Here is a 25915-nt window from a genome sequence, read left to right as displayed (position 1 = left end):
CACTTTTCCATCTAGCGCGTGATTGAATACTTTTCCTAGGGGCCATAGAGTGCGGTTATCAGCCCTCCAATGGTGTCAACGGTCCCCGAGGTAAGTCGTTCTAATGACTTTCCAAACGCTCCAATAATTGGGTCTAGAGGTAGACCTCGCCAGTCGATGCTGAGTTTGAGCGCCTTATTTATATCGGTGGAGGTTTTTTCTAAATTTAGGGTTAGAGCGCGGAGTAAAATATTCTCTTTGCTTATGCTGTCTTTTTCTAGCCAGTCGACGTATAAATTAAAGCAGGCTGCTTTGTCTTGAGTTCCATGAATGCAAAGTAAGGCTGCCTTTGCATAAACAATACCGCTGTCAGCACTTTTGCTATCAAAGTTGCATTCAAAATAATAGCTCATGTACTTAGATTTCATCCAGGTTGCATGAGTTTCTGCAAGAGGTGCAATGTATGATTTGTCAAACTCTTTAAAGTCCTCATCAAACTTATTCCTCCAATTTTTCATTGCAGGTTCGTCAAATTTGTCTCGATACTTTTGCCAAGCATTTTTTTCTGCCAGTTGTGCCTGCGCTTCCGTTACGGCCCGCATATCCTCTGATTTTTTGATTTTTTTATCACGATATGATGAAAAAAGCATTCCAATGTCAGGTTCGCTGAGCATCTTGTCTGCTAATTCTTCTGCCGCAGCGTTCTCAGCTTCAAGGGCTTGTTCTTTTACCGCAGACTCGATTTGCAAGATGGCACTAGATGCCATAAATGGTCTTTTTCGACTTTTGTCATTTGTGTAATTATAGAGTTGGTATCCCATTAAGGCGCTAAGGTCCGCTGCAATGCCTATTGGATCTTCCAGTGCGATAGCAAATCCTTTTTGTGGCATGAGGCGCTCACTTTCAGCAATGAGTAGTGCGGTCCCACTCTTGCGTCCTGTTGCCGCGTGTTGAGAAAACGACAGTGCTTTCTTGAGCGCAGTGTCGTCCAGTGTGTACTCGGCCACTTTGGCGCCTACATTCTTGATGGGCAAGCAGTGCTTGCCGTCCGCGCCGGCGGTGTAGGCATTGACGTCGACACAGCGCATATGTTGTTTGCGGTAGTCGGCTGATTCGTGGCGTTTGCGGACGTCGTCGGTCCATTGCGCGTCGGAAAAGCCCAGCCATACCTTGGTGGCGCGCTTGGCGTCTGGAATGGTGATGCAGCTGGCGAGAGCGCGATGGCTGGGATCGCAGCAATTGAAGGCTTTGCTGGGGACTGGGGTGGGCTGGCCTTTGACCGGGAAGATTTTGCAGAAATAACCGTCTGCGGTGACGAAGTAGTCGTCCCAGCGTTTGCGGGCCTCGTCGTACACATACAGGTAGCCCGAGCGCAGCAGACGCAGCGTGTATTGGCCGGAGACCGCGGGGAGGGCGATTGATGGCGGAGAGGCCGGTTTCGGCGCTCCGGCATTGGGCATGGCTACGGCGTAGCGCAGCGGCAGAATGGGAACGCCGCGTTTCTCACAGTAATCACAGGATTTTTGCTGGGTGCATTCAGGCTTCGACATGGATCTTCTCTGTAGTTATCTGCGGGTTCTAGCTGGCGGCGAGGTCGCGGCGTATGGTCTGCCACTGGGCGTCGTCCAGTGCGGCCAGCACGTCCACGATGGTGGCGTCGGCGCGTTCCGCTTCGCTTTCCTGGTAAAAGCCGGCTAGGGCGCTGCGCGCTATCGGGTGTTCATCAAAACCCCAGCCATATTCAGCGCCTAGTTGGGCGTAGGTGACTTGGTCTTCAATCCGGCCTAGTCCGTGGACGGTTTGCGCCTTTAGCGTCAGTTGGTCCAGCAAGCCGCTCTTTTCCAGGATGGCCGGAAGCTCCAGCCAGCCGCTGCGCAGCAACGCTCTATTGATGGCCCCTACGCGTTGCATTGCTTGCCAGCGTTGCTCTGTATCGCGCTCTCCCGGCAAGCCCGCGGCGCTGGGCCGGGTTTCCACCCATGCGCCATATAGGCTGACGCTCCAGCAGCTTATCGGGCCGAAGAGCCGGTTCCAGGCTTTGTCGCCCAGTACGCGGGGGAGTTGCACCCAGACCCGGCTGTCGAAAACGCGCAACCAGGCTGTTTGCAAGTGGTAGCGGTAAACCTGGGCATCGCACAAGTGGCGCAGCAGGGCGGTTGGAGACGACTGGCTTTGCAGCAAGGCGGAAACCGGGCTGGCTTCGCCATCTTGATGTGCCTGGGCCAGCAGGGCGTGTAGTTGGTCGCCTTGCTCCGGCTTTAGCGCCGCGATATCCAGCAGGGCGGGCATTAAGCCTTCATTGTCGGCAAAACGTTTGGGCGCAAGCCGGGTGCTGGGCCAGTCGCTGGGTAGCTGTTCGAGTTGCTCGGCTTCCACCACGGCATAGCGATGTCGGTTTAGCCAGTTTCGGCTCAAGCCGTCTTCCGGGAGTACGGTCCAGCCCAATAGCGGAGCCGATAAAGATTGAGGGGTATGCATCCAGGCGTCTCCGTTCATAGCATCACCACGGCATCGCCGCCGGATGCCGCGGCGCTGGCGCGCATGGCGCAACTCTTCACTTTGAGTTCCGGCAAAGGCGCGTTCAGGCTGGTGGGGCCGCTGAGGTTATGGCTGGCGCCTTTCACCGTCACGGTGCCGGGGCAGTGCACTTCGATATCGCCGCCCTTGAGCCGGATGTAGCCGCCGCCGGCGGTGACCAGGATTTCCTCCTTGGCGGTGATGACGATGCGTTCCTTACAGGAGGTGATGGTCACGTCCTTGTCCGCGGTCACTTCGATAGTGTCGCTCTGCGCCTGCATCTGGATCTTGCCCTTGGCGGCGATCAGCTTCAGCGCGATCTTGTCTTGCAGGCCGGTGACGAACAGGCTGATTTTGTCGCCGACGTTGTGAATCCAGCGTCGGCCCGAGGTTTGATTGGTGTCGCGCTGCGCCACCAGGTCCAGATTGGTTTCCGCCGCCAGGGTATGGCTCTGTTGGCTCAGGCTGGCGATGCCGGCCGGCGCGGACAGGATGAGCAAGGGCTGGCGGCCGGAGATGTCCTGGCCGGTTTTGCCTTCTTTGTCGGTATTGGTTTCGGCCTCCCAGGCTTTCAGCGCCGCTTGCTGATGCTGCAGGTGGCCGATCAACTGCTTGCCTTCCCGCTTATTGTCGTCGCCTATGCCTTCCGGCCCGGTTTCCATGGTGTCGGCCTGCTGGCCGCTGGCGGTGTCGCCCAGGCTTTGGCTCAGGGCCAGCGCTGCGTCCAGCTGGCTTTGCACCTGTTCGCGCGCCAGTTGTTTGCCCCCAGCGCCGTTCTGCGCTTCGGTGCTCAGCAGCAGGCCATGGCCGGCGCGGACGGCGCCGTGGTTGTCGGTGCGCAGTTCGAAGCCGTCGCCGCGCGGCTCGGCCTTGCCGTTGCTGCGCGGCTGGGTGAGGAAGCCTTGGTTGAGTTGGGTTTTGCCGGGTTCGCTCGATAGTTTGGCACGGACTTCGCCGGGGGTGTCGTCGAACAGCAGTTCGTTGTACTGGCCACCCTGGTGTTCTTTGGATTTGATGCCGGACAGGGTCTTGTTCGCCGGCAAGGCGCCCGCGCCGCTGAAGTCCGGCGTCGGGTGGCTGCCGTTGTAGAGCACGCCGGTAATCACCGGGCGGTCGATATCGCCTTCGATGAAGTCGACCAGCACTTCCTGACCGATGCGCGGGATGAATTGATGGCCCCAGCCGGCGCCGGCGCTGGGCATCACCACGCGCAGCCAGCAGGAGGATTTGTCGTCCATCCCCGCGCCGATGCTCGGGTGTTCGTCCGGCCTCTGCCAGTGGAATTGCACCTTGATGCGGCCGTGCTGGTCGGTGTGGACTTCCTCTCCTTGCGGGCCGACCACGGTGGCGGTCTGTACGCCACGGGATTTGGGTTTGGCCAGTTCGGTATGGGCGTAGGCCGGGGTCAGCGGCACGCCGCGGCGTTGGGCGTCGAAGTCGGCGCGGAAGGGTTGGGCGTCCTCGGCTTTTGCCAGCGCTTTGAGGTCGGCCGGCAGGTTGTTGCGCGCGCTTAAGGCTTGGCGGGTGACGACGAATTCGCGCTGTTCGCTGCTGTCGCCGTCGTGGGCCGGATGGTCGTCCAGGCGGAACCACTGGCCGGCGGCCAGGCCGCGCACGCTGCCGCCGCCGCTGAATTGCTTGGCGTTCAGGTCATGCGCTTGCTGGCGCAGCTGGGCGTAGTGGCTGAGCTGGTCGGCGTCGCCGGCGTAGTACAGCGATTGCGGGTCGTAGTCGTGCAAGGAGGATTGCAGCGCCTTGCCGTTCTGACCCTGGTCGATGCGGCTGTCGTCGCCGCTGTGCTGGGTCTGCACCGGCTGGTAGTCGAAGCTGGCCAAAGCCACCGCGCCGGGAACGATCTGGCGTTGGGCGTTCCACTCGGTCAGGCCGTCTTCGGCCTCGGTGGCGTCGCTGCGGTGGAAGCGCACCCGCTCGACGCCGGCCGGCGGCAGGCTGTAAGGGTCGTCGAAGGCGACCAAGCGCACTTGTGGCGTGTCGCCGTCCAGGTGATCGAAACGCCAGGCGTAACCCTCTTCGTGCAGCAGGCGCACGATGAAATCGTAATCGCTCTCGCGGTATTGCAGACAGTAGCTGCGCGGCGACGCCGGGCCGGTCTTGAAGTCCTGGGCCTGGACGCGGGCGAACACCGGATTGGCCTGCTGATGCTCGCTCAGAATCTGCGTGACGATGTCCGGCACCGACTGGTCCTGGAACACCCGCGAGCTGACGCGATGACGCAGCAGCGCGAACGGCGGCTCAATGGTCAGCTGATAACGGCTGAAGCCGCCGTCCGAACCCAGGCACTCGGCCTTGGACACCACGCCGCAGCGCAGGCTCTCCGCGCCGGCGGCGTCCAGGATGCCGAGCCGGGCCGGCAGGCCGAGCAGGCTCTTGAGTTCAATCTTGCCGTCCGGAGACAGACAGGTCAGCTGGTAGGCGTAAGACCGGGACACGCCTTCTTCGCCGGCCAAACTCAGCGGCAGCAATTGCTCGGCCGCCACACTGCCGTCGCCCAGGCTGAGGGTGAGCAGGCGCTGGTCCTGGTTGAAGGCGGAGGCGAAGCTGGCGAGCAGGGTGCTTAAGTCCATGGGTTCAGGGCTCTATCTGGCGAAGGTTTGCGAGCAAGCGTTCAGGCGCCGTAGCGGCGGCATCGTGGCTTACGCGATAGCTGTTGATAGTTATTGTTAAAAAGCGAGCTTATTCTATGTGTTTTTACTGCTCCGCACAAAGGCTTTGATGCCAAAGGGATTTGGTTTTAATCAGTACCAGCCGGCAAGCCCGACGCGCGTCCGCCGTGCCGCGTCAGATCAAGTCCGGCCGGCTTTGGGTTTGCCTGCGATAGGCGGCGGGTGAGACAATCCGGCGCTGACATGGTTCACGCACTGTTCTACAATGCCAACCGTATATTTTTGACCCTGCCCGCGGGCAGGTTTTTTTATTGGGAGACGTCTGAGCCATGACTTGGCAGGATTTCAAGACGCAATACCTGGTGCGCTTCTGGGCGCCGGTGCCGGCGGTGATCGCCGCCGGGGTGTTGTCCGCATATTATTTCGGCATTACCGGCACTTTCTGGGCGGTGACCGGGGAGTTCACGCGCTGGGGCGGCCACGCCTTGCAGCTGTTTGGCTTCCATCCGGAAACCTGGGGCTATTTCAAGGTGATCCATCTTGAGGGCACGCCGCTGGACCGCGTGGACGGCATGATGATCATAGGCATGTTCGCCGGCTGTCTGTCCGCGGCCTTGTGGGCCAACAACGTCAAGCTGCGCATGCCGCATCATCGCGTCCGCATTGCGCAGGCGGTGCTGGGCGGCCTGATCGCCGGCTTTGGCGCACGGCTGGCCATGGGCTGCAATCTGGCGGCCTTCTTCACCGGCATTCCGCAGTTTTCCCTGCATGCCTGGCTGTTTGCGCTGGCCACCGCGGCCGGTTCCTGGTTGGGCGCGCGCGTGACCATGCTGCCGGTGTTCCGCATTCCGGTGAAGCTGCAGAAGGTGAGCGCGCCGCAGCCCTTGCAGCAGCGCGAGGACCAGGCGCGGCGTCGTTTCCGCCTGGGCATGCTGATTTTCGTCGCCTTCACGCTGTGGGCGCTGGCCCGCACCTTCTCCATGCCCAAGCTGGGGCTGGCGGCCTTGTTCGGCCTGGCTTTCGGTCTGATCATCGAGCGCGCGCAAGTGTGCTTCACCTCGGCCTTCCGCGATCTGTGGCTGACCGGCCGCACCCAGATGGCCAAGGCCATCATCGCCGGCATGGCGGTGAGCGTGATTGGCGTGTATAGCTATGTGCAGCTGGGCGTGCCGCCCAAGATTCTGTGGGCCGGCCCCAATGCGGTGATAGGCGGGGTCTTGTTCGGCTTCGGCATCGTGCTGGCCGGCGGCTGCGAAACCGGCTGGATGTATCGCGCGGTGGAGGGCCAGGTGCATTACTGGTGGGTGGGGCTGGGCAATATCGTCGGCGCCACCTTGCTGGCGGCGTGGTGGGACGATATCGCGCCGGCGGTGGCCACTGATTACGCCAAGGTCAACCTGCTGGCGGTGTTTGGCCCGCAAGGCGGCCTGGTGCTCACTTACGCGATGTTGGCGCTGGCGATGCTGGCGGTGATGTGGTGGGAAAAACGCTTTTTCGCCAATAAGGCGCAGGCGGCTAGATTCAGCAAGGAGGCGGCATGAGCAAGCAGAGTTATACCCCAAATTACCGTTTGGACATGATGGGCGAGCCTTGCCCGTATCCGGCGGTGGCCACGCTGGAGGCGATGCCGCAGCTTCAGCCGGGCGAAATCCTGGAGGTGGTGACCGATTGCCCGCAGTCGATCAACAACATCCCGCTGGACGCCAAGAACCATGGCTACACCGTGCTGGAAATCCAGCAGGACGGCCCGACGATACGTTATCTGATCCAGCGTTGAGCCTGTGTAAATAGTGCCATTCCGCCGCTGGGGCGGAACCCGACGGCCTGTCGTTCACTCACTTATTAAGTGTTTTGGCGGCAGGCCGTTGTCGTATGCGGCCGGCCTTGGTTTCCCTTATTGAATAAAGGTGTTGCCATGTACTCATTCAGCCGCGGTCTCGCCCGCTTGGCTCTTGTCTGTGTTCCCATTGCGCCGGCGCTGGCCGGCACCGGTTCCGCCCATCTCAACTATCCCAATGTGTCCGCCGACATCCTGATGATGACGGTGAAGGTGTTGAACACGCATCAGCACACTTATTACGAGACCCTGGGTTGGAACGGCGGCCGCGATGCCGGCGGCTATACCGGCATTCAGAGCCACAACAACGGCGCGCCGGCCTATATCTTTTCAATCTGGGACCCGGTGTCGGTGCACGGCGTGCCGATACGCGCGGTGTACGCCAAGCCCGGCGCCAAGGTGGAGCGCTTTGGCGGCGAGGGCGAGGGGCTGAAGTATTTCGATTTGCAGACCAAGTGGACGCTGGGCCAGCCGGTAACGTCCCTGGTGCGCAATTGGCAGCAAAACGGCCACACTTACTTTGGCATGTGGACGCGGGACGCGGCCACGCGGATTTGGACCCATCACGCCACTTTCGATTTCCCGGCGGCCAATATCGACTTCGCCGCCCAGTCCGCCAACAGCTTCATCGAGAACTGGAGCGGCCAGGCCAAGGAGGTGACCCGCAGCGCCGAGTATTACGATGTCTGGGCGCGCGGCGCTCAGGGCTGGCAGGCGATCAATCGCGCCACGCCCACCGTCACGGAACTGACGCCGGCTCAGGCCAAGCAACACGCGGTGTCCGCCCAGGGCCGCTTTGTGATGCAGCAGGGCGCGCCGCTGGCCGGCTTCCAATCGCCGCTGATTTCCACCGCCCGGCGTCCGGCGGCGCCGGAAGCGGATCCGGCCAAGATCGATCAGTTGAACGCCGCTTACGACGCCGCCGCGCGCGCGGTGACGGCGAGCTGGCAAACCAGCCCCTATGGCGCGCCGCAGTTCAAATACCAGCTGAGCGTCAGCGACGCGGCCAGCGGCAAGATCCTGGCGCAGGGCGGCGAAATCGCCGGCGAGCGCCGCGCGGCCAGCTTGAAGCTGCCGGCGGGAACGCCGACGCCGGCCAAGCTGCAAGTGAATCTGACCGTGACCGACGTGCTGGACCGCAGCGACGCGCGCGCCGGCAAGCTGATAGACAGCAGCGCCGTCGGGCCGCAGGCGGGCAAGTCTTACCGGCTGCAGTCCCTGAGCAGTGGGCTGTGGCTGACGGTCAAGGATAATAGCGCGTCCGCCGGCGCGGCCGTCGTTCAGCAGGCCGCCGCCGGGCAAAACCAGGTGTGGCAGCTGGCCGCCAGCGGCGGCGGCTATCAATTGATCGCCGCGCATTCCCGGCAGTGTCTGGACGTGGAGGGCGGCGCCAAGCAGGACGGCGGCAAGCTGATTCAGTGGCCGTGCAGCGGCCAGGCCAATCAGCGCTTCAGCCTGAAGGCGGACGGAGCCGGCACGTACAGCCTGGTGGGCGCGCAGGCCGGCAAATGCCTGGACGTGGCCAATGCCTCGTCCCTGGCCGGCCAGCAACTGATTCAATGGAGCTGCCACGGCGGAGCGAATCAGCGCTGGCGTTTGCTGGCCGCGGAGTGAGCGTAGCCCGCGCCGTCAGGCGCGGGCGGCTGTTACGATCTGCTGCGCTGCGGCGATACGGCGTTGAAAACACCTTCGAAATGCTCATGTACCGCTTGACCATTCCGCTTTCTCAGCCGTTTTCGCCTTGTCTCGCGCTTGCTCGCGAGTCTTTGAGCCGCTTCTTAGCTTTCGCAGCTGGCGAGGAAGGCGCGGGTGGCGGCGGCGCCGGCCTGGAATAGCCGCTGATACTTGTCGTCGCCGGTCTTGATATTGAAGTCCGTGGCCAAGACACCTTCGGTGGGGATATTGATGCTGCGCGCCTGATCCCGCGGCGAATACTGATAGTTCAGGTTTTGCGCTTGCCAGGCGCTCTGGGCGATGTTCTGGATGTGCTGGATCAGGTTGGCGTCCGATGACGGCTTGCCCGGCGGCGCGTCGAAACGGGCGCCGAAGGTTTTCTCCTCCTCCTCATCTTCTCCCTGCTTGGGCTTTGCTGGGTACTTGTCGTCGAAGAAGTTGATCGGGTAGTTCCAGATGGTGCCGCCGTCGACGAATACGCCGGCTGGCCGGCCGGGGTAGCTGAAGTTCTGCGCTTCGAAGAAGAAGGGGATGGACATGGAGATGCGCACCGCCTCGGCCACTTCCACGTCCGGCGTCAGCTCGGCGGAGAATATTCTGGCCTGATGGGCGTTGGCGTCGCAGCCTATCACGTGGAGCTGACGGAAGGGCTGGTCGTTTTTGTGCAGCGCCGGCTTGGCGAAGTCGGCGAAGGTGTATTTCTTGTCCGGCCGGCCGTCCTTGAACTGGCTGGCGACCACGCCTTTCAGCCAGTGGTAGAAGTAGTCGCTGGAATACCAGCCTTTCTTGTTGAACAGGCGCAGCAGGCAGATGAAGTCTTCGAGCGAGATGTTTTTGGCGTGCGGCTGCAAGGCCAGCTGGGCCTGGAAGGCCTTGTGCGCGGCCTGCAGTTGCGGCGTGGCCGGCTCAGCCGCTTTTTGCGGGATCTTGCTGTAGTCGAGGGAGTCGGACAGTTCCTGGGTCTTGGCCGCGCTGAGGCGGAAACTGATCAGCATGGAGGAGATGGCGCCGGCGGAGGCGCCGACCACGCGCTGGATCTGCGCCAGCGTGCCGGCCCGCTCCAGTTCCTCCAGCATGCCCAGGTAGGCGATGCCCCAGACGCCGCCGCCGGACAGCGCCAGGTTTTCGAATGAATATTTCATATGCCGCTCCTTGTCGTTGAAATGGGAATGACTCGCCATTTATGTGTACGGCATGGCGCGGCGTTTGCCGCTATTAGTTGACGCGGGGCCCGAGCTTGCCGGCCTTTCGGCCAGGTGTGGCCACCGCGCCGCGCACTTCGAAACGGATCTTTTCCACCACCAGGCCCTTGGCGTCGCGCAGTTCCAGTGCGTGGCGGCCGGGCCAGGGGAACCAGGCCAGGCTGGCGCCGGCGCCCAGGCGCTTGCCGTTCAGCCACCATTGCGGGCGGGCCACGCCGCGCGCGCGCAATAACAGGCGCTGATTGGCCGGCGGAATGTCCGGGTCCAGCGCGTAGACGCTGCCGTCCACCGGCGCGGCGATGCCCGGCGCCTGGCTGGCGGCGCTGCCGCGCTCCGGCACGATCAGCGCGCGTTCGGTGCCGGCCAGGAACCATTCGCGGCGGCTGGCTTCCACATCCCCTTCATAACGCACGTTCTGGCTCACCACGCCGGCCGGTGGGGATGGCGGCAGGGAGGCCGGCGCGCCTTGCTGCGCGCGGTCCAGCACCGCCTGCCACACCGGCGCCGCGCCGTGCATGCCGGATACGTCCCACATCGGCTCGCCGGCGGCGTTGCCCACCCATACCGCCACCGTGCGCTGGCGCGAGAAGCCCACCGCCCAGTTGTCGCGCATGTCCTTGCTGGTGCCGGTCTTGACCGCGCTCCAGTAACGGGTGGACAGCGCGCTTTCCAGGCCGAAGGTGCGCGCGCGCGCGGTGCGGTCGGACAGGATGTCGGCGATGATGAAGCTGCTGGCGGCGTCCAGCTGCCGCTGCGGCTTGGGCTTGGGGTCCGCCAGCGTCCAGCGGGTCGGGCTGGCCAGGCCCTGGTTGGCCAGGGTGCGGTAGGCGTTGGCCAGCTCCAGCAGGCGGATGTCGGCGGCGCCCAGCGCCAGGCTGAAGCCGTAATAGTCGCCGTCTTGCTGCAGGCTGCTCAGGCCCAGCCGGTACAGGCGGTCGCGCAGCGCGTTGGGGCCCACCATTTCGATGGCGCGCACCGCCGGCACATTAAGGGAGGAGGCCAGCGCGGTGCGCGCCGACACCAGGCCCTTGAAGTCCTTGGCGTAGTTTTGCGGCGCGTACAAGCCGGCGCCGGTTTGCAGGCTTAGCGGGCTGTCGTCGAGCAGGGAGGCGGCGCTCAGGTAGCGTCGCTCCAGCGCCAGCTGATAGAGGAAGGGCTTGAGGGTGGAGCCGGCCTGGCGCAGCGAGGTGACGCCGTCCACTTCGGCGGCGTTGGACAGGCCGCGGCCGCTGGAGCCCACCCAGGCCAGGATGTCGCCGCTGGCGTTGTCCAAGACCACCAGCGCGCCGTCCTGCACATTGCGCTGAGCCAGCGCGGCCAGGTGGCGGCGCAGCACCGAAGCGGCGTAGCGCTGCAGGCCCAGGTCCAGCGTGGAGGCGATGCGGCTGCCGGCCGTCAAGGGCTGGCGCTGCAGCAGTTTTTGGGCGAAGTGGGGCGCGTCCTGCTCCGCTAGCGGATTGGCGCCGCGGCTCTGCGCCAGCGCCTGGCGGGTGCGCACCGCCAGCGCCGCGCAATTGGGCTGGCGGCGCATGTCCTGCAGGATGCGGCAGGTGCGGGCGGCCACTTTGTCCGGCGCGGCGTTGGGCGCGCGGATCAGCGCCACCGCGATGGCGGATTCTTCCAGATTGAGGCCGGCCGGCAGTTTGCCGAACAAGGTGGCGGACAAGGCGGACAGGCCCACCAGCTCGCCGCGGAAGCCGACCAGATTGAGGTAGGCCTCCAGGATTTGCGCCTTGCTCCAGTGGGTTTCCAGCCAGGCGGCGGACCAGCCCTGGCCCATTTTCTGCCACAGGCTGCGGCCGTTGCGGCCCACCTTGAGATCGTTATCCAGCAGGCCGGCCAGCTGCATGGTCAGCGTGGACGCGCCGCGAGTGCGGGTGTTCCACAGATTGCCCCAGGCCGCGGCGGCCACGCCGGACCAGTCCACGCCGCTGTGCTGATAGAAGCGCCGGTCTTCCGACACCACCAGCGCGTGGCGGAAGGCCGGCGAGGTATCGGCCAGGCCCGCCCAGTCCAGTCGTCGGCCTTGCTTGTCCACCCGCAGCCGCTGCAGCGGCTGGCCGTTGCGGTCCAGCACCACCACATCCGACGGCCGCCATTCCGCCTTGACCTGCTGAAAACTGGGCTGGGCCAGCGCCGGCGCGGCGGCGGCGCACAGAATCAGGGCGGCCAGCCACTTCCCTCCCTTTATGGAGGTTTGCTTCCAAAGGTAGGCTTGGCGTGGAGGTTTAGAGCGCAGCAGTCGAAGAGGGAGGATGCGCGTCATGTGCGAGACCGAGTTTGTGGCTGAGTGGATGGCATGAAAGTGGAGCATGCATTGCATGTGGCCTTTACGGCAAATGATTTTGATTGTGATATTACGTAATAAAACATTTTAATATGCAATTAACTCTATCTGTATGTTGTCAATTAGGTATTTGCACTAGGTTCTATTCTCTTGATCCTGTCGTATCAATAAATGGCCTTGGGGCGAAGCGGCCTCTCCTAATTAATGATCTACATGTGGAGGAAAGAATGAGCAATATTGTCAACATTGAAATGGTGTTCGATACGCAAACCATTCTCAACAAGTATCCTGGCCCAAGCCAAAACTCTGGCCAGCCAACCGGCATCGCCCATAAAGATGTTTACATGGTGGCGGAGAGCCGCTTTGTAACAGGCGGACAAGCTTCCGCTGATTTGGCGGTGAAGGCCGAGGTGGATGACGTGATCCGGTGGCGCGCACTGTCTTTGTCTTCAAACGTCAGCCAAAGCGTTATCGTTTACAAAATTCAAAAATTCTCCGGCAGTCAGGTGACCTCCATCCCGGTTCCGACCGAGTCCAGACCTTGGGTGCCCATTCCCAATCAGAATGCGGACAAAGTGGTGGACCCGCTGAATTATACGGCGCAACAAATTCCAAACTACTATCTTGGCTGCAACGTAACGGATACGGGCACTGAAAATTATCAGGTTTGGTTCTATATCACCGAGCAAGTAAGCGGCAATCAAGTTAAAACACTTGGTTATTTCTATTGGGATCCCGTTATTCAGGTTTCTTGAACTATCAGATTTCATTGAAACCGAAGTGCCGGCAAACTGTTCAGCTTGCCGGCACTTCACCTATTGTAAGGATGAATTATGAATCCGGTTATCGACTTGACCCTGGCGCTGCAACCGGACGTGCCGCAAAACGTCTTGGGTCTGCAGGAGGATTCGCCCGCAGCGGTCAATGAAGGCGCGGTACGGGTTTTTTCCAGTCATACCCTAGTCGAGGAGCGTTTACAGAATGGTCTGCTCCTATTGTCTCTGCCCGATGCCAGGGTGGGGAATACGATACGCTGGTATGGCGCGAGCGCCTCTCCAAGTCAGGGGATGGGCATCATCCCCTATGCCGTTGACCGTGTCGGAGGACAAGCAGCCACCTCGATCACCGCTCCATGCCTCTGCAAAAGAGGGCAGTTGCTGCCCGAGCAGGATGCCGTCACTTCCGAAATCAATATGGAGCGGCTCCATGTTGAAAAAGCATCGTTTTTTTACTGGGCTCATGATGTGACGGACTCTGGCCGAGAAGATTTTCGCATCACGCTCCATCTCTACGGCCGCCCCAAGTCTGACGGCTCCCATGGAGAAAGGCTGGGAACGCGCGTGCTCAGCGTGTCCATCGTCATTCCGTAAGCGCCGGCTGCCGGAGGCGGCGATCGCTGCCTTGAACGCAAGCCGTCGACGTGCGGGCATGAGGCATTGCCCGCTTGCGGCGCCCTCTCTTTGACATTGGCCAAAGAGGGGGCGCCGGCTTAATTTTCCCCTTTTCCTACCTTGAACACCGAGTTGGGCAACATGCCGAACACGTCCGGCGCGTACAGCGCTTCCACCCGCGTCGGCGGCAGCTTGAAGGCGCCGGGGTTGTTCAGACGCATGGTGTAGCTGGCTTTCAGGCCGCCGCGCGGCACGTAGCCGTAGTAAGCGCGGTAGCCGGAGAAGCGGCGCTCCACGTAATCGGCGGGGTCGCCGTCGTTGTCCGCCTTGGCGTTGATCGCGGAATCCCGGCCCAGGCCGGAGCCCAGGATGGTGGCGCCGGCCGGGATCGGATCGTTGACCACCACCCAGGTCATATCGCTTTGCGCCTGGATCTCCAGCGTGACCTTGACCACGTCGCCGGGCTGGTACTGGCCGCTGGTTTTCTGGCTGACCGGGCTCAGCGTTTTCTTGATGCTGTAGCCGGCGTAGCGCGGGGCTTTGAGCACGATGGCGGCCTCGGCCTGCACCGTGGCCCACGGCGCGCCGCCGCCGGCGTGCTTGAGCTGCAGGCTGCCGCCGCCCGCGGGCCAGGGCAGCAGGCCCAGCGCCTTGACGCCTTCCTGCGGCCAGCCCAGGTTCAGCTTGGCGCCGCCCAGCGCGGCGCTGGTCTGGCCGCTGACCGGCGTGGTTTCGAACTGACGCGAGAATTGCGCGATGGCCAGGCTGCCCCACAGATTGGAAGTGGTGGTGCCCCAATGGCCTTTTTGCTGACGCCCCAGCAGGCCGGTGAGCAGGCGCGGCATATCCGCCTGCCAGCCCGGCAGCTTGCGCACCGTCAGCAGCAGCTTGGCGGCGTTGACGTCGGCGCTGCCCATCAGCCACCAGGCGTTGTCGTTGGCCTCGGTGCTGAAGCCCATGCGCGTGCCCTGGTAGGTGAGCCGCGCGCGCAGCAGATTTTCCGCCTCGCTCAGCCGCGCGGCGCGCTGCGGGATGTCCGCTGCGCGGTTCAGCAGCGCCAGCCAGTCCACCAGCATGGCGGTGCTCATCTTCTGCGGGTTGAGGTCCAGCACGTCCAGCATGGCCGGGCGGAAGCGGCCGTAGCGCGCCAGCGCTTCCATTGCGCTCAGGCGGCGGGCGTCTGCGTCCTGGCGGCCCAGCGGCAGATCGCGCTTGATCCGGCCCTCGACAAAGGCGGACAGGCCGTCCAGCAGCCGCGCGCGCTGGGCTTCGGGAATGGCGACGCCGGCTTCGTGGGCGGCGGCCAGCAGATAGCCGCTGAGGATGTCGCTGCCGCGATCCGGCGCGCCTTCGGCCAGCGGGAAGTAGGCGGCGAGGCCGCTGCCGTCCAGATACAGCGGCAGTTCGCTCATCAGCTGATCCCAGCGCTTGGCGTCGGCCAGACCCAGCGCCACCGAGCTGCGCTGTTCCAGGCAGACATAGGGGTAGTCTAGGAACCAGCGGCGCACGCCGGGCAGTTCATTGCCCAGCTTGGCCTGCAGGCTGACGCGGACGCCGCCGCGGCCGGGCAGGGCGCCCGGCGGCAAGGCGACGGGGATGCTTAGTTCCGGCTCCACGCGTTGCAGCGTGGCCTGCTCCACGGTGATGGGCACCGCCGGCTCGATTTCCTGGCGCACCGCCAGCTTGTCGGCGGCCTTGCCGTCCACTTGCTGGGCGCTGAAGCTCCATTTCAGCTCCTTGACGTCGTTGGGCACCGTCACCGGCCAGCTCAACAGCCGCGCCTCGCCCACCGGCAGGCTGATCTCCTGAGGCGGCAAGTCCGGCAGGCCGGGCGCTCCGGCCTGGACCTTGACCTTGAGCGGTTTGTCGCCGCCGTTGCGCACGGTGACGCCGGCGCTGAACTGGTCGCCTTCGCGCGCCAGCGGCGGGATGCCGGAGCTCAGTTGCAGGTCCTGGGTGACGTTGAAGCCGGCTTCGCCGGTGCCGAACAGATCATTGCCCGCGTCGGCCACCGCCACCAGGCGGAAGCGGGTCAGCGCGTCGTTGATAGGCACTTTGACGCGGGCGCTGCCGTTGGCGTCCAGCACCACGCGCGGCTGCCACAGCAGCAGGGTGTCCAGCAGTTCTCGGGTGGGCGCCTTGCCGCCGCCGCCGCCCGGCGGCAGCGATTTGCGGCCGTAATGGCGCTTGCCCACCACTTCCAGTTGAGCGGTGGCGGTTTCCACGCCGTAGCTGTGGCGCTGGTACATCGCCTGCATCAGCTCCCAGCTGCGGTTGGGCTGCAATTCCAGCAGCGCCTCGTCCACCGCGGCGAAGGCCACTTCGGTACCGGCCGGCGCCGGCTTGCCGCCGGGCAGTTTGACCTGGATGCTCACGTCGGCGGTTTCACGGATGCCGTAGCTCTTGCGCGCCGGGCTCACCGTCACGTCCAGCCGCTTGGCGGCGTCGCCCACCTGGATTTCGGCGATGCCGTATTTAAAGGCCGGCCGCGACAGGTCCACCATGCTGGTGGGAGGGGTGTAGTCGCCGCCTTCGTTCCAATAAGCGTCCCACCATTCGCTCGGGGTTTTCCAGCCCCAGGTGAAGAAGGAGTACCATGGCACTTCGCGTACGCGGCCGCGCACCGCCAGCACCGAGACGTAGACGTTAGGGGTCCAGCCCGGCTCGACCTTGAGCTCGATCACCGGGTTTTTGCCTTCCAGCTCCACCACACGGGTTTCGATCACGCCTTCGCGTTCTATCGCCAGCCAGGCGGTGGCTTTGCGGAAGGGCATGCGCACCTGGAAGCGGGCGGTTTCGCCGGGGGCGTAGCTGATTTTTTCCGGCAGGATGTCGATGCGGTCGTTGTTGTCCACGTCGAACCACAGCTCGTCGTGCTTGCTGACCCAGACCGATTGCGCGCTTTGCGCCAGATTGCCGTTGTCGTCGGCGGCTTCGGCGATCAGCTCCATGTCGCCGGCGTCCTTGATATTGATTTCGCAGAACATCAGGCCGCGGCCGTCGGTGCCGCCGCTGCACACCTTGCCCTTGTCGTCGGTTTCCTCATTGTGGTCCCAGGCGTAGAAGCCGCCCACCAGCCGCTTGCGGCTGGACAGGTAGCGGTGTTCGCGCAGGCTGATCTTGACGTTCTTGCCGGCCAGAGGCTTGCCGGCGGTGTCCAGCACCACGGCCTTGAGCTGCAGCGCGCGGCCGGCGGTGATCCAGCTGTCCACGCTGATGCCCACTTGCAGACCGGCAGGCCACAGCGGAATGCGGCGGGTCAGGGTTTGCACTTCGCCGTTGGGGTCGCGGTAGGCGGCCTCGGTGACCAGATCGTAGCGGCGGTCCAATTTGGGCAGCTTGTCCAGCGTGGCCTTGCCGTTGCCGTTGGCGTCCAGTTGCAGCGCGGACTTGTCCAGCAGCACCTTGCCGTCCAGCGAGGATTCGGCCTGATCGCGCTGACGCTGCGGCGGCGAGAAGCTGTAAGCCTCATAGCCCTTGATGCGCTGATAGGCGTCGGCCAGCATGGCGCTGACTTCCACCGGCCAGCCCTTGGCCGGGCCGCCGTTGCCCCAGGACAGGGACACATTGAGCGGCAGCTGCTTGGGGGCGATGCCGGCGTTCTTCACCGTGGAGATGCGGCCGGTCATGGTGGGCAGGCGGAATTCCTCCACCCGGAAACCACCGCTGCGCAGCGAGTAGCCGTCCAGCTCCGGGCTGGACGGTTTGTCCTTGTCGTCCGGACCGCGCGCGCCCTTGCGTTCCAGGTAGAGCGTGTATTCGCCCAGCTTGGCTTCCTTGGGCAGCGCGTAGCTGCTCTCCGCGTAGCGGCCGTTGCGCCAGCTCAGCGGCAGGCTGATTTCGTCGCCGCTGCCGTCGTGGACGATGCGCAATTGCTGCGGCAACTGGCCGGGCTTGAGCTGGGCCAGACCGCGGCTGACCTGGGTGCGCAGCAGATGCTTCATCGACACGGTTTCGCCGGCGCGGAACAGGGCGCGGTCCAGAATGCTGTGGGCCAGGATGTTGGGGCTGTCGCTCCACTGGGTGGGGAAGGGGAAACGCCAGGATTCGATGCCGCGGTTCCAGCTGGAACGCACGAAGGACACGTCGTCGTTGCCCTTGGCGTCCTTGGCGGCGGCGGTGATGAACAGGCCGGACAGCTCCTCGTTGTCGCACTCGCCGGCCGGCAGCACGGATTTGACCGCGGCCACGCCTTTGGCGTCGGTCTTGCCGGACCACAGCGCATTGCCCTTGCAATCGTAGATGTTGACGCGGGCGGCCGGCACCGGCTTGCCCTTGTCCAGCGTGGTCACCCACACCGCGGCGTTTTCCTTGGAGCTCTTGAAGTGCACCGCCATATTGGTGACCAGCGCGGCGGTGCGCACATACATGGGCTTGGTGCTGGCCAGCAGCGATTTGCCCAGCAGCCGCGACGACACTTCCACTACGTAGAGGCCGGGTTTGGGCAGGGGGATGCCCACCACTTCGAACGGCCATTTGCCTTGCTTGTCCGGCTGGCTGGGCAGCTTCAGCGGCTGGGCGGCTTTCTCCTTGGCCAGCAGCGACAAGCGACGGCTTTCTATGGTCTTGTCCTTGCCGGCGGGCAGGGCGCTCTCGTGATAGCGCAGCACCTTGGCCAGCCAGGCCATCATGTCCTGGTCCTTGTTCAGCCGCAGCGCCTGGCCGCCCAATTGCACGGATTTGATGTTGAGATCGCCTTCCACCCCGCGCAGAGTGATGGGCAGCGCCGCGTCCGCGCCGGATTCTATGATGCCGAACGGCGCGGCGGCGAATTTGGCCAGCGGCGGGTAGTCGGCCAGCTTGATGGCCAGCGGGAAGCGCTCGGCGTTGACCAGCGGCCGGCCCACCTCGTCGCCAAAGTCCTTGGGCAGCTTCAGCGTCAGCGTTTCCAAGGGCGGGAACGGCGGCGCGAAGCTGATGCTGTCCACCGGCTCGCCCTTGCTACGGGCCTCTGGCTGCGGCGCGCGTTCGGCGCCGGCGCCGCTCAGGCGCACCGCCATCGCCAGTTTTTCCGGCACCGGCGAACTGAAGTTGAGGGTGATGGGCTTGAACGGGATGCAAGCGCCTTTAGCGTTCTCGCGCAGGCAGCTCATGCTGGCGGTAAACGGCGGCCGCACCTGGTAGTTGAGCCGGTCCGGCGCGGCCGCGCCGCGCAGATGCACCAGGGTGAGCTTGCTGTCCGGCGCCAGGCGCTGGCCGCAGCGCAGCGTCAGCACCTTGGCGGATTGTTGTTCCAGTTTCAGATGCTTGAGCAGCGCCGCGCGCTCGCCGGCCGGCAGGGGCTGGACCGGGATGCGTTCCGGCAGGCTGGAGGATTGGCAATACAAGGACGAGGCCGGTACGCCGACGCCGTTGAATTGCAGCACGAAGGCCTGGTCTTCCTCGATGCGGCCGTTGCGCGGCCAGCGTTCCACCACTACCGGCGCGCCGGTGTAGAAACGGAAGCTCAGGCCGGCGTCCACGGCCTTGCCCTGCAGATCCTTGAGGCCGGGCTTGGGCGTGAAGCGGCAGTCGGTATTGGCGGCCGGGGTTTCCGACACGTCCAGCACCCAGGTCTTGTCGTCCACCCAATGGCCCTTGGCTTTCAGGCCGCAGCTCCAGGCGAACGGCGCCGGCGCGGCGCTATTGCCCAGCGGAATCATGCTGCTGTTGAAAGTGACGCGCACCTGCTGCACTTCTTTGACTTCGCCCTGGGGGCTGAAGGTGGTGACGCCGGCGGCAAGAGCGGCGGCGCCGACGAAACCCAAAAGCGCGGGCGCAAGGCGGAATGGCAAAGACATGGACGAGGCTCCGGAAAATACCATCGCAATTATACGCGGCTGGAGCGGCGGCAAGGAAAGAGATGTAAAAAAAGACCGGCCCATAGGCGCTCGCCGCACTCATGCGACCCAATGGCTCATGCGCCGTTGCTAGCGCCCAAGCGAGCTCAACGGAGGTGGCGCTTGGGGCCGTGAAGCTTAGCGCTGTTGCGCGGGCATATGGGCCAGGCTTGACTAGCCGCTGATGGACTGCATCAGCTGCTTCAGCTCTTCCAGTCTCTTTTGATGAATGGAGTTAACCAGCTCTTTCCCGCCGATATTTTCCAAGTGCTGTTTTTGCCGTTCAAGCAAGGTTTCTCCTTTCTTGTTAATCTCCTGCGCCTCTCTGCCCGGCCGGGCGGTAACGTATTTCTCCAGCCTGCCGCGGCCTTGGGTGTGCTTGTAAAAAGAGGGGGGGATCAATTGGTCGGACTCCACGGATGAGGAGAAGAATCCATTGCTGGAAGGGATGGCGCCCGAAGCATTCATTTGATGCAGTTCTGATACGGCCTGATGCTCTTTGAACAGCTTCTTGGCCAAAGCCAGGCTGAAAATAGCGCATTCGCTCCCGCTTCTTTGAATGTCCATTTCCATCATGGAAAAGCAGATGTTGTGGGAGCTTAGCTGATCCAGCGCGGATTTTGCTCTGAAAGCCAGGAACATTGGGCCAGTTGAGTTGAAGTTGGCGGGTTCAAACATCAGAACGGAGGGTTTGCCTTCTACCAGCCTATAGTCAAACACGGCAAAATGAATGCCGTCGCTGCCCATGTTTACGATATATCTTCCCGATTCGCTTCCCTTGTGAAATATCTCCAATATTTTGTCAGACAGGTCCCTCGCGTCGCTTGCGTAAGTCAGATTAAGTCCAGGCTTGGAGGTGTTGGCGGATGCGATTAGGCCGGGTATGAATTCTTTATCCAGTTTGGCAAAACTGGATGTTGTCCAAGCGCCGGAGTCCAAGCTTTTTTCCACGTCGCGGATGTAACGACCGAGATCGGTTCGATAACTATCGCTCCTATCAAAGTGAGAAGAGTGTGTCGCGCTAGAGATTGATCCCGGCATGGCCTTGTTCCGATGAGTATTTGAAGTGGCGATTGTAGATGGCGCTTAATAAAGCTCTTTCAAAATTCGATCACGACATAGCCTGGCATAGCATCGAAAAACAGGCGGAGATTGCCTTTCATGGTCTTGAGGCGTAGAAAAACCCGCTCAAGGAACTTATACCCTAACGGTACATAGTTCGTGAGTAGGTAGCTATGAAAGCTTTTTAGTAAAGCCTTCTCTGCATCAAAGTCTTGCGATGTAGAAATACATCATAATGCATAGTAACTTCCAAGCGCCGGCGGTAACGTCGGCGCTTTTCGTATTATGCGACTTGTATCTCTGGGGGGGGCAGATTCCATACTCGTCGTGAGGGCGCAGCCGGTGTCATTCGCCCAGCACCTTGCGGATTCCCCGGGCAAAGCCCACCTCAAAAACCGTCCGCCCACGTTCGTTGACGATTTCGCCGTGGCTGCCTTCGCGCAGGCCGCGCTCTTCCAGATAGTCGGTCGATACTGCCTTCTGTAAGGCTTCACGCTCTGATGGAGTCAGCTGTGCTGCCAGCTCTAGCACGGCCACTGGAGACACGCTGGGGACAGTCGAGAAAGTTGCTCCCAGTGGACGACGGTCGACGGTCACTTGCGTGTTGCCCCTTAGGACATTGAGTTGCGCCTTGAGCTTATCCCGTTCGACGATAATAGCCTGCATGATGGAGCGAATGGCTGGGTCCTCAATTCGCATCAGGTATTCGTGGCTCGCCAGCGTCTTTGGAGGCTTAGACGCGGGCGGCCCGGCGTAGGCCACCCAGGCTTCGATAAGCGCCCGGTAGTCGGCGGACTGGGCATTGTAGAGCGCTCGACCTTTCAGGATGCCTTCTGCTTCAGCCAAGCGACCGATGGTAGGCAGCGAGAAGTCACGGGAGCCGGTGGCATGCTGCTTGCGACACAGTTCGTGCATCTTCGTCAAGTTCGCCCGTTTATTGGAGCGCCCGCCCTTGGCGAGTAGCGACTCAAGTACTGCGTCCGGGTGGATGTCTGTCACACCATTCATGCATCATCTCCCGTGAGGGCCTGGTGCCCGATGGGAAACGCTTGGGCGCGATTTGTCGTGGCCAGCAGTGAGGAAAGGTCCATGTCGAAGTGCTGGCTAAGGCTTACGCCGGCATCCATTAGGCGGATCACATCCCGTTGGCCAAGTGCTGGATTCGCTGGGTTCATCTGCTGGGCGAGGCGGCGCATGAAGGCGTTGCCTACGAGCAGTTGTTCCTGTTCGTTCAACAGCATGAACATGGGAGGCCGGTTCTCACGGTAAAGGACCGCATCGAGCAGTTGGCTGCGGCGGAACACCGCCTTGCCCGGTTCCAGGTCGGGGTAGACCTCGACGTTTTCGCATACACTGGCGAGCTGGAGCAATTCCGACTCCGTTTCCTCGAAGGCGACATGCACGTCGCACACCGTGCCGGTGGCCACCAACGGGGTACCTTTTCCCTGCGGTGCGTCGAGCGCCGCCTTGCAGCGTTCGATGAGACGCCAGCAGGCTACGAGGTCCTCCGCGAAGTCGCTGAAGTGCTTCATGGCGCCCTCCCACACCCGTTCGGCCTTCTGGTAAGCATCCATCCGGGCGAACGGCCTGCCCGCATCCTCTGCATCAGCTTTCTGTTTCTTCAAGCCCTGAAGCTCATTTTCGCGAGTGAGACAGGCATTGCGCGCTTCGTCGAAGTGGTAGGCAAGTGTGTTGAAGTGGGCGGCCAACGCCGGCAGGTAGTGCGGCTCGGTCACAAACCAGCGACAACGCACGCAGTTCCGACTTCCGCCCGGAACGGGCCCGTACTTCGGATTCATTGACGAAGAACCCTTGGCAATCATCGACCCACCGTTATAGCAGCCGCCCACCGCACCGTTCTCTTCGACCTCACTGGTATTGCCGCCGACTAGGCACAGGCCGTGGTGCATCGGCATCCAGCCCGCCGGATTGCGTGCGGCCGGATGCTGCGGAATAGCGGCGGCGAGGCTGGGTACGCTGTTGCAGATGGTCTTTTGCAAGAGTTCGTTATGCTCGGTGTCGAGCAGGAAGTGCTGGATGCTCGCCTCCTTGTTCATCTCCAGCCGCTCCGCCGCGCGGAGCAGCACGTCGCGGATGTGCGTTGCGCCAGGTTTGATGTAATACAAGGTCATTAACAGGCGACTGTGGCCAACGAGTTTCTGGAGGACAGGGAAAGGCACTTGCCCTTCCAGGGCCAGCGCGGTGATGAGGGAGACGCGCAGGCTGTGCAGCGGGAAGAGCGTTGTTAGCCTTCTGTTCTGATCTTCCTCTGGTGGGAGGAATCGAATCGGCATGCCGTTGCGATGAGTTTCACCTCGGTCGGCGAGTCGCTTCTCTAGTGCTTCCAACAGAGGAAACCACGTTGCGAATAAAGTATGTATCCTCAGGGGAAGCTGACGCTCGCTCTCGGCTGCCTCGGGCAAGCGGAAGAGGAAGCAAGTGTCAGGATAGCCTGCGAGTTGCATCTCGCTCTTTCCATTGAGGTGACGGCCGTCCAGATCCCTCCAAGAGGAACGCTGCGAGATGGGGTTATATTTCTCCTGCCAGTTACGCAGCTTTTCCAGCCAGTAGAAGACATCCTGCTGCACCGGCCCACCAAAGGACCACGGTAATACGTAACCCTTCTCGGGACCGGACTTGGCGATATCAGCGGTCTTGTTGGTATTGATGTAGAGTACGGTCGATATGGACTCGCCATCGGTGAGTAAGCTGCGGCGGCGGAACACCCCCTGTTGCAGCGGTCTCCGTTCATTGCCATGCGCGAGCCGGCTCGAATTCAACGTCCAACTCCCTGCCGCGTAGCGCCAGGTATCCGCTTCGCCCGAGTCCAGCATACGGACCTGGAAGGTGCGCAATGGTAAGATGAGTTTCACAAGCAGGGCTACCCAGCGGACCGGACTCCACATTTCCAGGCGGGTAGTGCCATTTTTCATTGTACGCTCACGCCACACGCAGTCCGGGTCACTCCGGTCAATCTCGGTTTCGGATACCTCAAACCAATCAGGACCGCTTCGCCCACGCTGGCCAATTTCAGCGCCCAGTCCACTCTGCGCCCACTGCCAGTCACGAAAGTGAGGTCCTGCCGCGAGCATCTGTCGCAGTTCGTCTATGTAGCCGTAGGGTAGTGGCGAATGGACACTCTCGTCGCGCTTCGGTAGGCCACTCTTGGACATCCTTGGCACCGGGTTATGGAATACCGGCGAGACCACAGGGGGCTGAAGTCATCTGCTTCGCTGAACTCGCTCAGTAGCACAAAGTGCAGAAAGGTATGGATGTAATTATTGTATTCGATGCCGCTGCCAGAGTCTGGGCAGGCTGTTCGGTAAAAATCGGGCAGGACCGTATCACGTGCGAGGAACACTGCAGGGGCGAGCGGCAGCTTCTGCTGGATAAGGTAGCGTACAAAGAAGACTGCCAAGGCTTCCAGCCGCCCGTGAACACGCTTGGTCTCCCCCTTTAACCACTCTACCGCCAGGATTCGCCAAGAATCGAGCTGTGGATAGTCCCGCGCAACCCAGCCGAGGGTCACATCCGTACTACGCTTCACTCTTTTGGCTTTTGGGGCCGGAATGGTAGATGCTTTCGACTCAGTTGTGTTCGTCTTTTTTGTCATGAAAGTCAATGAGTTACTTAAGTTCAATGCCTGGCAATAGGCTAAATGCAGACTGTATTCTGGTGTGATTGCCTTGCAGTCGCTGCATGGCTGCTTCGAGCGCAGCCAGGGCTTCGTGGGTGCTGGCCTGGGTGTAGACCTCCTGGCTTTCCAGCGAGGCGTGATGCATGAAACGACGGATGAGAGCCTTGTCGACGCCGGCGATTCGCAGGCGGCGGCCGTAGGCGTGGCGGTGGCCGTGTGGCGTCGTGCCCAGAGCCTTGCCCACCGTAAGTCCGATGCGCTCGCACGCAGCGGCATGAGCCTTGTTGTACTGGGAGAGCGAGTACATGGCACCGATGGGCTCGCGGTGCAGGTTGATGAAGGCGAAGGGGTGGTCGCGCTCAATACGTGCGACCTGTTCCAGGTAGCGGTACCAGAGAAGTTGAAACCATTCGCCGTATTCCGGCAAGAACCAGTACGCCTGCTTGTAGTAGGCCCCATCGTGTGTGCCCCCCTTCCAGCCGGCGTGCCGGCAGTTCATTAGGTCGGTGCGGTGTGCGAGGCCGAACTGATGGGCGAGGTATTCCGCTCGGTTACCTTTACGTGGTCGTCCCCGCTCGTCGCGCCAATCGGCGGGTGCGGCACCGTAGCTCGGGTGATGGATGAGGACCTTGGCCTGGGATGGATTGGTGGAGTCCGGGAACACATCCGAGATGTACAGGTGGAAAGGCTCCGATTCGCGGAAGCCCGCGCCGTGCAGCAGCAGAGTGATAAGCATGCTGCGATAGTCGTAGCGCCCGGCTGCGCAGAATCCTTGGACCAGCAGCTTCTCGAAGTGCTCCTCTGGGAAGGCTGGCGGCTCGCCCTTTTCGACTTTGGGTAGGCGCCGGCTCCGGACGTGGTGTCCGCTCCCGGCGGGAGAGGCGTTCGCTGCCCACGTGTGACCCAGGAAGGCCTTGCTGCGTCGGTATTGGTAAGCAGCCTGGTCGGTCTGTCGGTCGAAGGCCCCACCTACATAGCGTGGATTCACCTTGGCCGCCTCAGGGCGCATCTCGCCAAGCCAGTCGAAGAAGTCGGTCAGGTGGGTGATGATGTGCGAAGCATCCTGCGGTGAACGTGGTGACCAGCACAGGTTGCTAGGGTCGAGGCCAGTCTCCCGATCGAAGGTCCCGGTGTAGAGCCGCTGGGCAAAGTTCTGAAATAGTCGGTAAGTGTCACTTTCAGCCGGATTCGTCTGCAGGTACTCGAGGAACATCCGCACCGACCGGATTACCTTCGTCATCCACGCCAGGCTGCGGTCGTGGCTGCGATAGAGGAAGTAGTCGAGCAGTGGCTCTAGCACGCCAACTGGCGTCAGAAGAACCGGAAGCTCCGTATAGATACCCGTAGCGTCGGTGTAGACGCGGGCTTTGACTTTTACGAACACAAAGTGGGCTCTATCTGTACATTGCGCTGGTCAAAACACCCATCCGCGGCCTTCTCCAACGACCTGATGCGTCTCGCTGACCACGATGAGCGTCTTGCCACGATGCACCAAGCAGAAGCTCGGCATGAGGTCAGCGTCGACACCGGCTGTGGACGTTGTGTCGCTAAGAGTACCAATCCAGACATAGCGGTGGGTTTCGTGGCACGCCAAGTAGTAGCCGGAGGCATCGCATTGCTCCAATCGAGAAGTTATGAGGCGCTAGCGGGCAGACGTTATACAGCACACACGCAAGCGTAGCAACGAAGCCAAAGGTCAAAGCGCTCTCGTCAGATGCCTGTCAGAAAGATTAAGGGCAGTAGTGGAAGGCAATCAGGCTAGTCAGCCAACTGACCGTACTGGGCGGGCAACGAGTTGGGAGTGGGTCTGACCCTGACTTATAGATCAGAGCGGTCGTGCATAGAACCGGGTTCTTTTTACATACTATGTCAAATCAGGGTATAGC

16 protein-coding genes are annotated in these 25915 nt (G+C 62.1%); 5 read left to right on the top strand and 11 right to left on the bottom strand.

Annotation, left to right across the window (positions count from 1 at the left end; genetic code table 11):
• Window positions 1-35 precede the first annotated feature (35 nt).
• The 3 genes from HQN78_RS07015 to HQN78_RS07005 are packed head-to-tail and all read right to left on the bottom strand — an operon-like array spanning window position 36 to window position 5081.
• Entirely contained in the window at window positions 36-1529 is a 1494-nt protein-coding gene (locus tag HQN78_RS07015) for a T6SS effector BTH_I2691 family protein (protein WP_235088745.1), read from the bottom strand.
• Window positions 1530-1557: 28 nt separating this feature from the next.
• Entirely contained in the window at window positions 1558-2457 is a 900-nt protein-coding gene (locus HQN78_RS07010) for a hypothetical protein (RefSeq protein WP_235088743.1), read from the bottom strand.
• A 14-nt stretch (window positions 2458-2471) separates the two neighbouring features.
• Window positions 2472-5081, bottom strand: coding sequence for a type VI secretion system Vgr family protein (locus HQN78_RS07005; RefSeq protein ID WP_235088741.1), 2610 nt, complete (start codon window positions 5079-5081; stop codon window positions 2472-2474).
• A gap of 368 nt (window positions 5082-5449) precedes the next feature.
• Between HQN78_RS07005 and yedE the strand changes: the two genes are divergently transcribed.
• The 3 genes from yedE to HQN78_RS06990 all read left to right on the top strand — a co-directional run bounded on the left by yedE (window position 5450) and on the right by HQN78_RS06990 (window position 8571).
• A complete protein-coding gene (yedE, locus tag HQN78_RS07000; RefSeq protein WP_227108292.1) occupies window positions 5450-6661 on the top strand; it encodes a selenium metabolism membrane protein YedE/FdhT in 1212 nt (403 codons plus the stop codon).
• Window positions 6658-6897, top strand: a complete 240-nt coding sequence (yedF, locus tag HQN78_RS06995) for a sulfurtransferase-like selenium metabolism protein YedF (RefSeq protein WP_019100738.1) — start codon at window positions 6658-6660, stop codon at window positions 6895-6897. Before yedE ends, yedF begins: the two co-directional genes overlap by 4 nt.
• A 138-nt stretch (window positions 6898-7035) precedes the next feature.
• Window positions 7036-8571, top strand: a complete 1536-nt coding sequence (locus HQN78_RS06990) for an RICIN domain-containing protein (RefSeq protein ID WP_107798958.1) — start codon at window positions 7036-7038, stop codon at window positions 8569-8571.
• 164 nt (window positions 8572-8735) lie between these two features.
• Here HQN78_RS06990 and HQN78_RS06985 read toward each other — a convergent pair whose 3' ends face one another.
• Both HQN78_RS06985 and pbpC read right to left on the bottom strand, forming a co-directional pair.
• Window positions 8736-9773 (bottom strand): patatin-like phospholipase family protein, encoded by a 1038-nt coding sequence (locus tag HQN78_RS06985; protein ID WP_235088738.1) that lies wholly within the window; start codon window positions 9771-9773, stop codon window positions 8736-8738.
• A gap of 73 nt (window positions 9774-9846) precedes the next feature.
• On the bottom strand, window positions 9847-12099 hold the full coding sequence (pbpC, locus tag HQN78_RS06980; RefSeq protein WP_235088737.1) for a penicillin-binding protein 1C: 2253 nt from the start codon (window positions 12097-12099) through the stop codon (window positions 9847-9849).
• Window positions 12100-12347: 248 nt separating this feature from the next.
• On the opposite strand from pbpC, the gene HQN78_RS06975 reads away from it, so the two are divergent.
• Together HQN78_RS06975 and HQN78_RS06970 are read left to right on the top strand one after the other, a co-directional pair.
• Window positions 12348-12875, top strand: coding sequence for an inclusion body family protein (locus HQN78_RS06975; RefSeq protein WP_227108299.1), 528 nt, complete (start codon window positions 12348-12350; stop codon window positions 12873-12875).
• Between the two features lie 78 nt (window positions 12876-12953).
• Complete coding sequence (locus HQN78_RS06970; RefSeq protein ID WP_235088736.1) at window positions 12954-13490, top strand: AidA/PixA family protein; 537 nt, start codon at window positions 12954-12956, stop codon at window positions 13488-13490.
• A 119-nt stretch (window positions 13491-13609) separates the two neighbouring features.
• On the opposite strand, the gene HQN78_RS06965 is transcribed toward HQN78_RS06970, so the two are convergent.
• From HQN78_RS06965 to gmtY, 6 genes are all read right to left on the bottom strand, one after another.
• A complete protein-coding gene (locus HQN78_RS06965) occupies window positions 13610-19291 on the bottom strand; it encodes an alpha-2-macroglobulin (protein WP_235088730.1) in 5682 nt (1893 codons plus the stop codon).
• Window positions 19292-19504: 213 nt separating this feature from the next.
• Window positions 19505-20371 carry a YopJ/AvrA family T3SS effector serine/threonine acetyltransferase gene (locus HQN78_RS06960; RefSeq protein WP_235088727.1) on the bottom strand — a complete coding sequence of 289 codons (867 nt, stop codon included), beginning with the start codon at window positions 20369-20371 and terminating at the stop codon, window positions 19505-19507.
• 366 nt (window positions 20372-20737) lie between these two features.
• Entirely contained in the window at window positions 20738-21400 is a 663-nt protein-coding gene (gene gmtX / locus HQN78_RS06955) for a gamma-mobile-trio protein GmtX (protein WP_227106578.1), read from the bottom strand.
• Window positions 21397-23601 (bottom strand): VPA1269 family protein, encoded by a 2205-nt coding sequence (locus tag HQN78_RS06950; protein WP_255701157.1) that lies wholly within the window; start codon window positions 23599-23601, stop codon window positions 21397-21399. Before HQN78_RS06950 ends, gmtX begins: the two co-directional genes overlap by 4 nt.
• On the bottom strand, window positions 23499-24005 hold the full coding sequence (locus HQN78_RS25805; RefSeq protein ID WP_370646594.1) for a VPA1269 family protein: 507 nt from the start codon (window positions 24003-24005) through the stop codon (window positions 23499-23501). Before HQN78_RS25805 ends, HQN78_RS06950 begins: the two co-directional genes overlap by 103 nt.
• A gap of 13 nt (window positions 24006-24018) precedes the next feature.
• Window positions 24019-25413 (bottom strand): gamma-mobile-trio recombinase GmtY, encoded by a 1395-nt coding sequence (gene gmtY, locus HQN78_RS06945; protein WP_235084823.1) that lies wholly within the window; start codon window positions 25411-25413, stop codon window positions 24019-24021.
• Window positions 25414-25915: the final 502 nt, after the last annotated feature.

Origin of the sequence: Chromobacterium sp. Beijing (genome assembly GCF_021496765.1) — a bacterium.
Lineage (GTDB): Bacteria > Pseudomonadota > Gammaproteobacteria > Burkholderiales > Chromobacteriaceae > Chromobacterium.
Note: the sequence above shows the minus strand (reverse complement) of the source record. Positions and strands in the feature narration are given on the sequence as shown.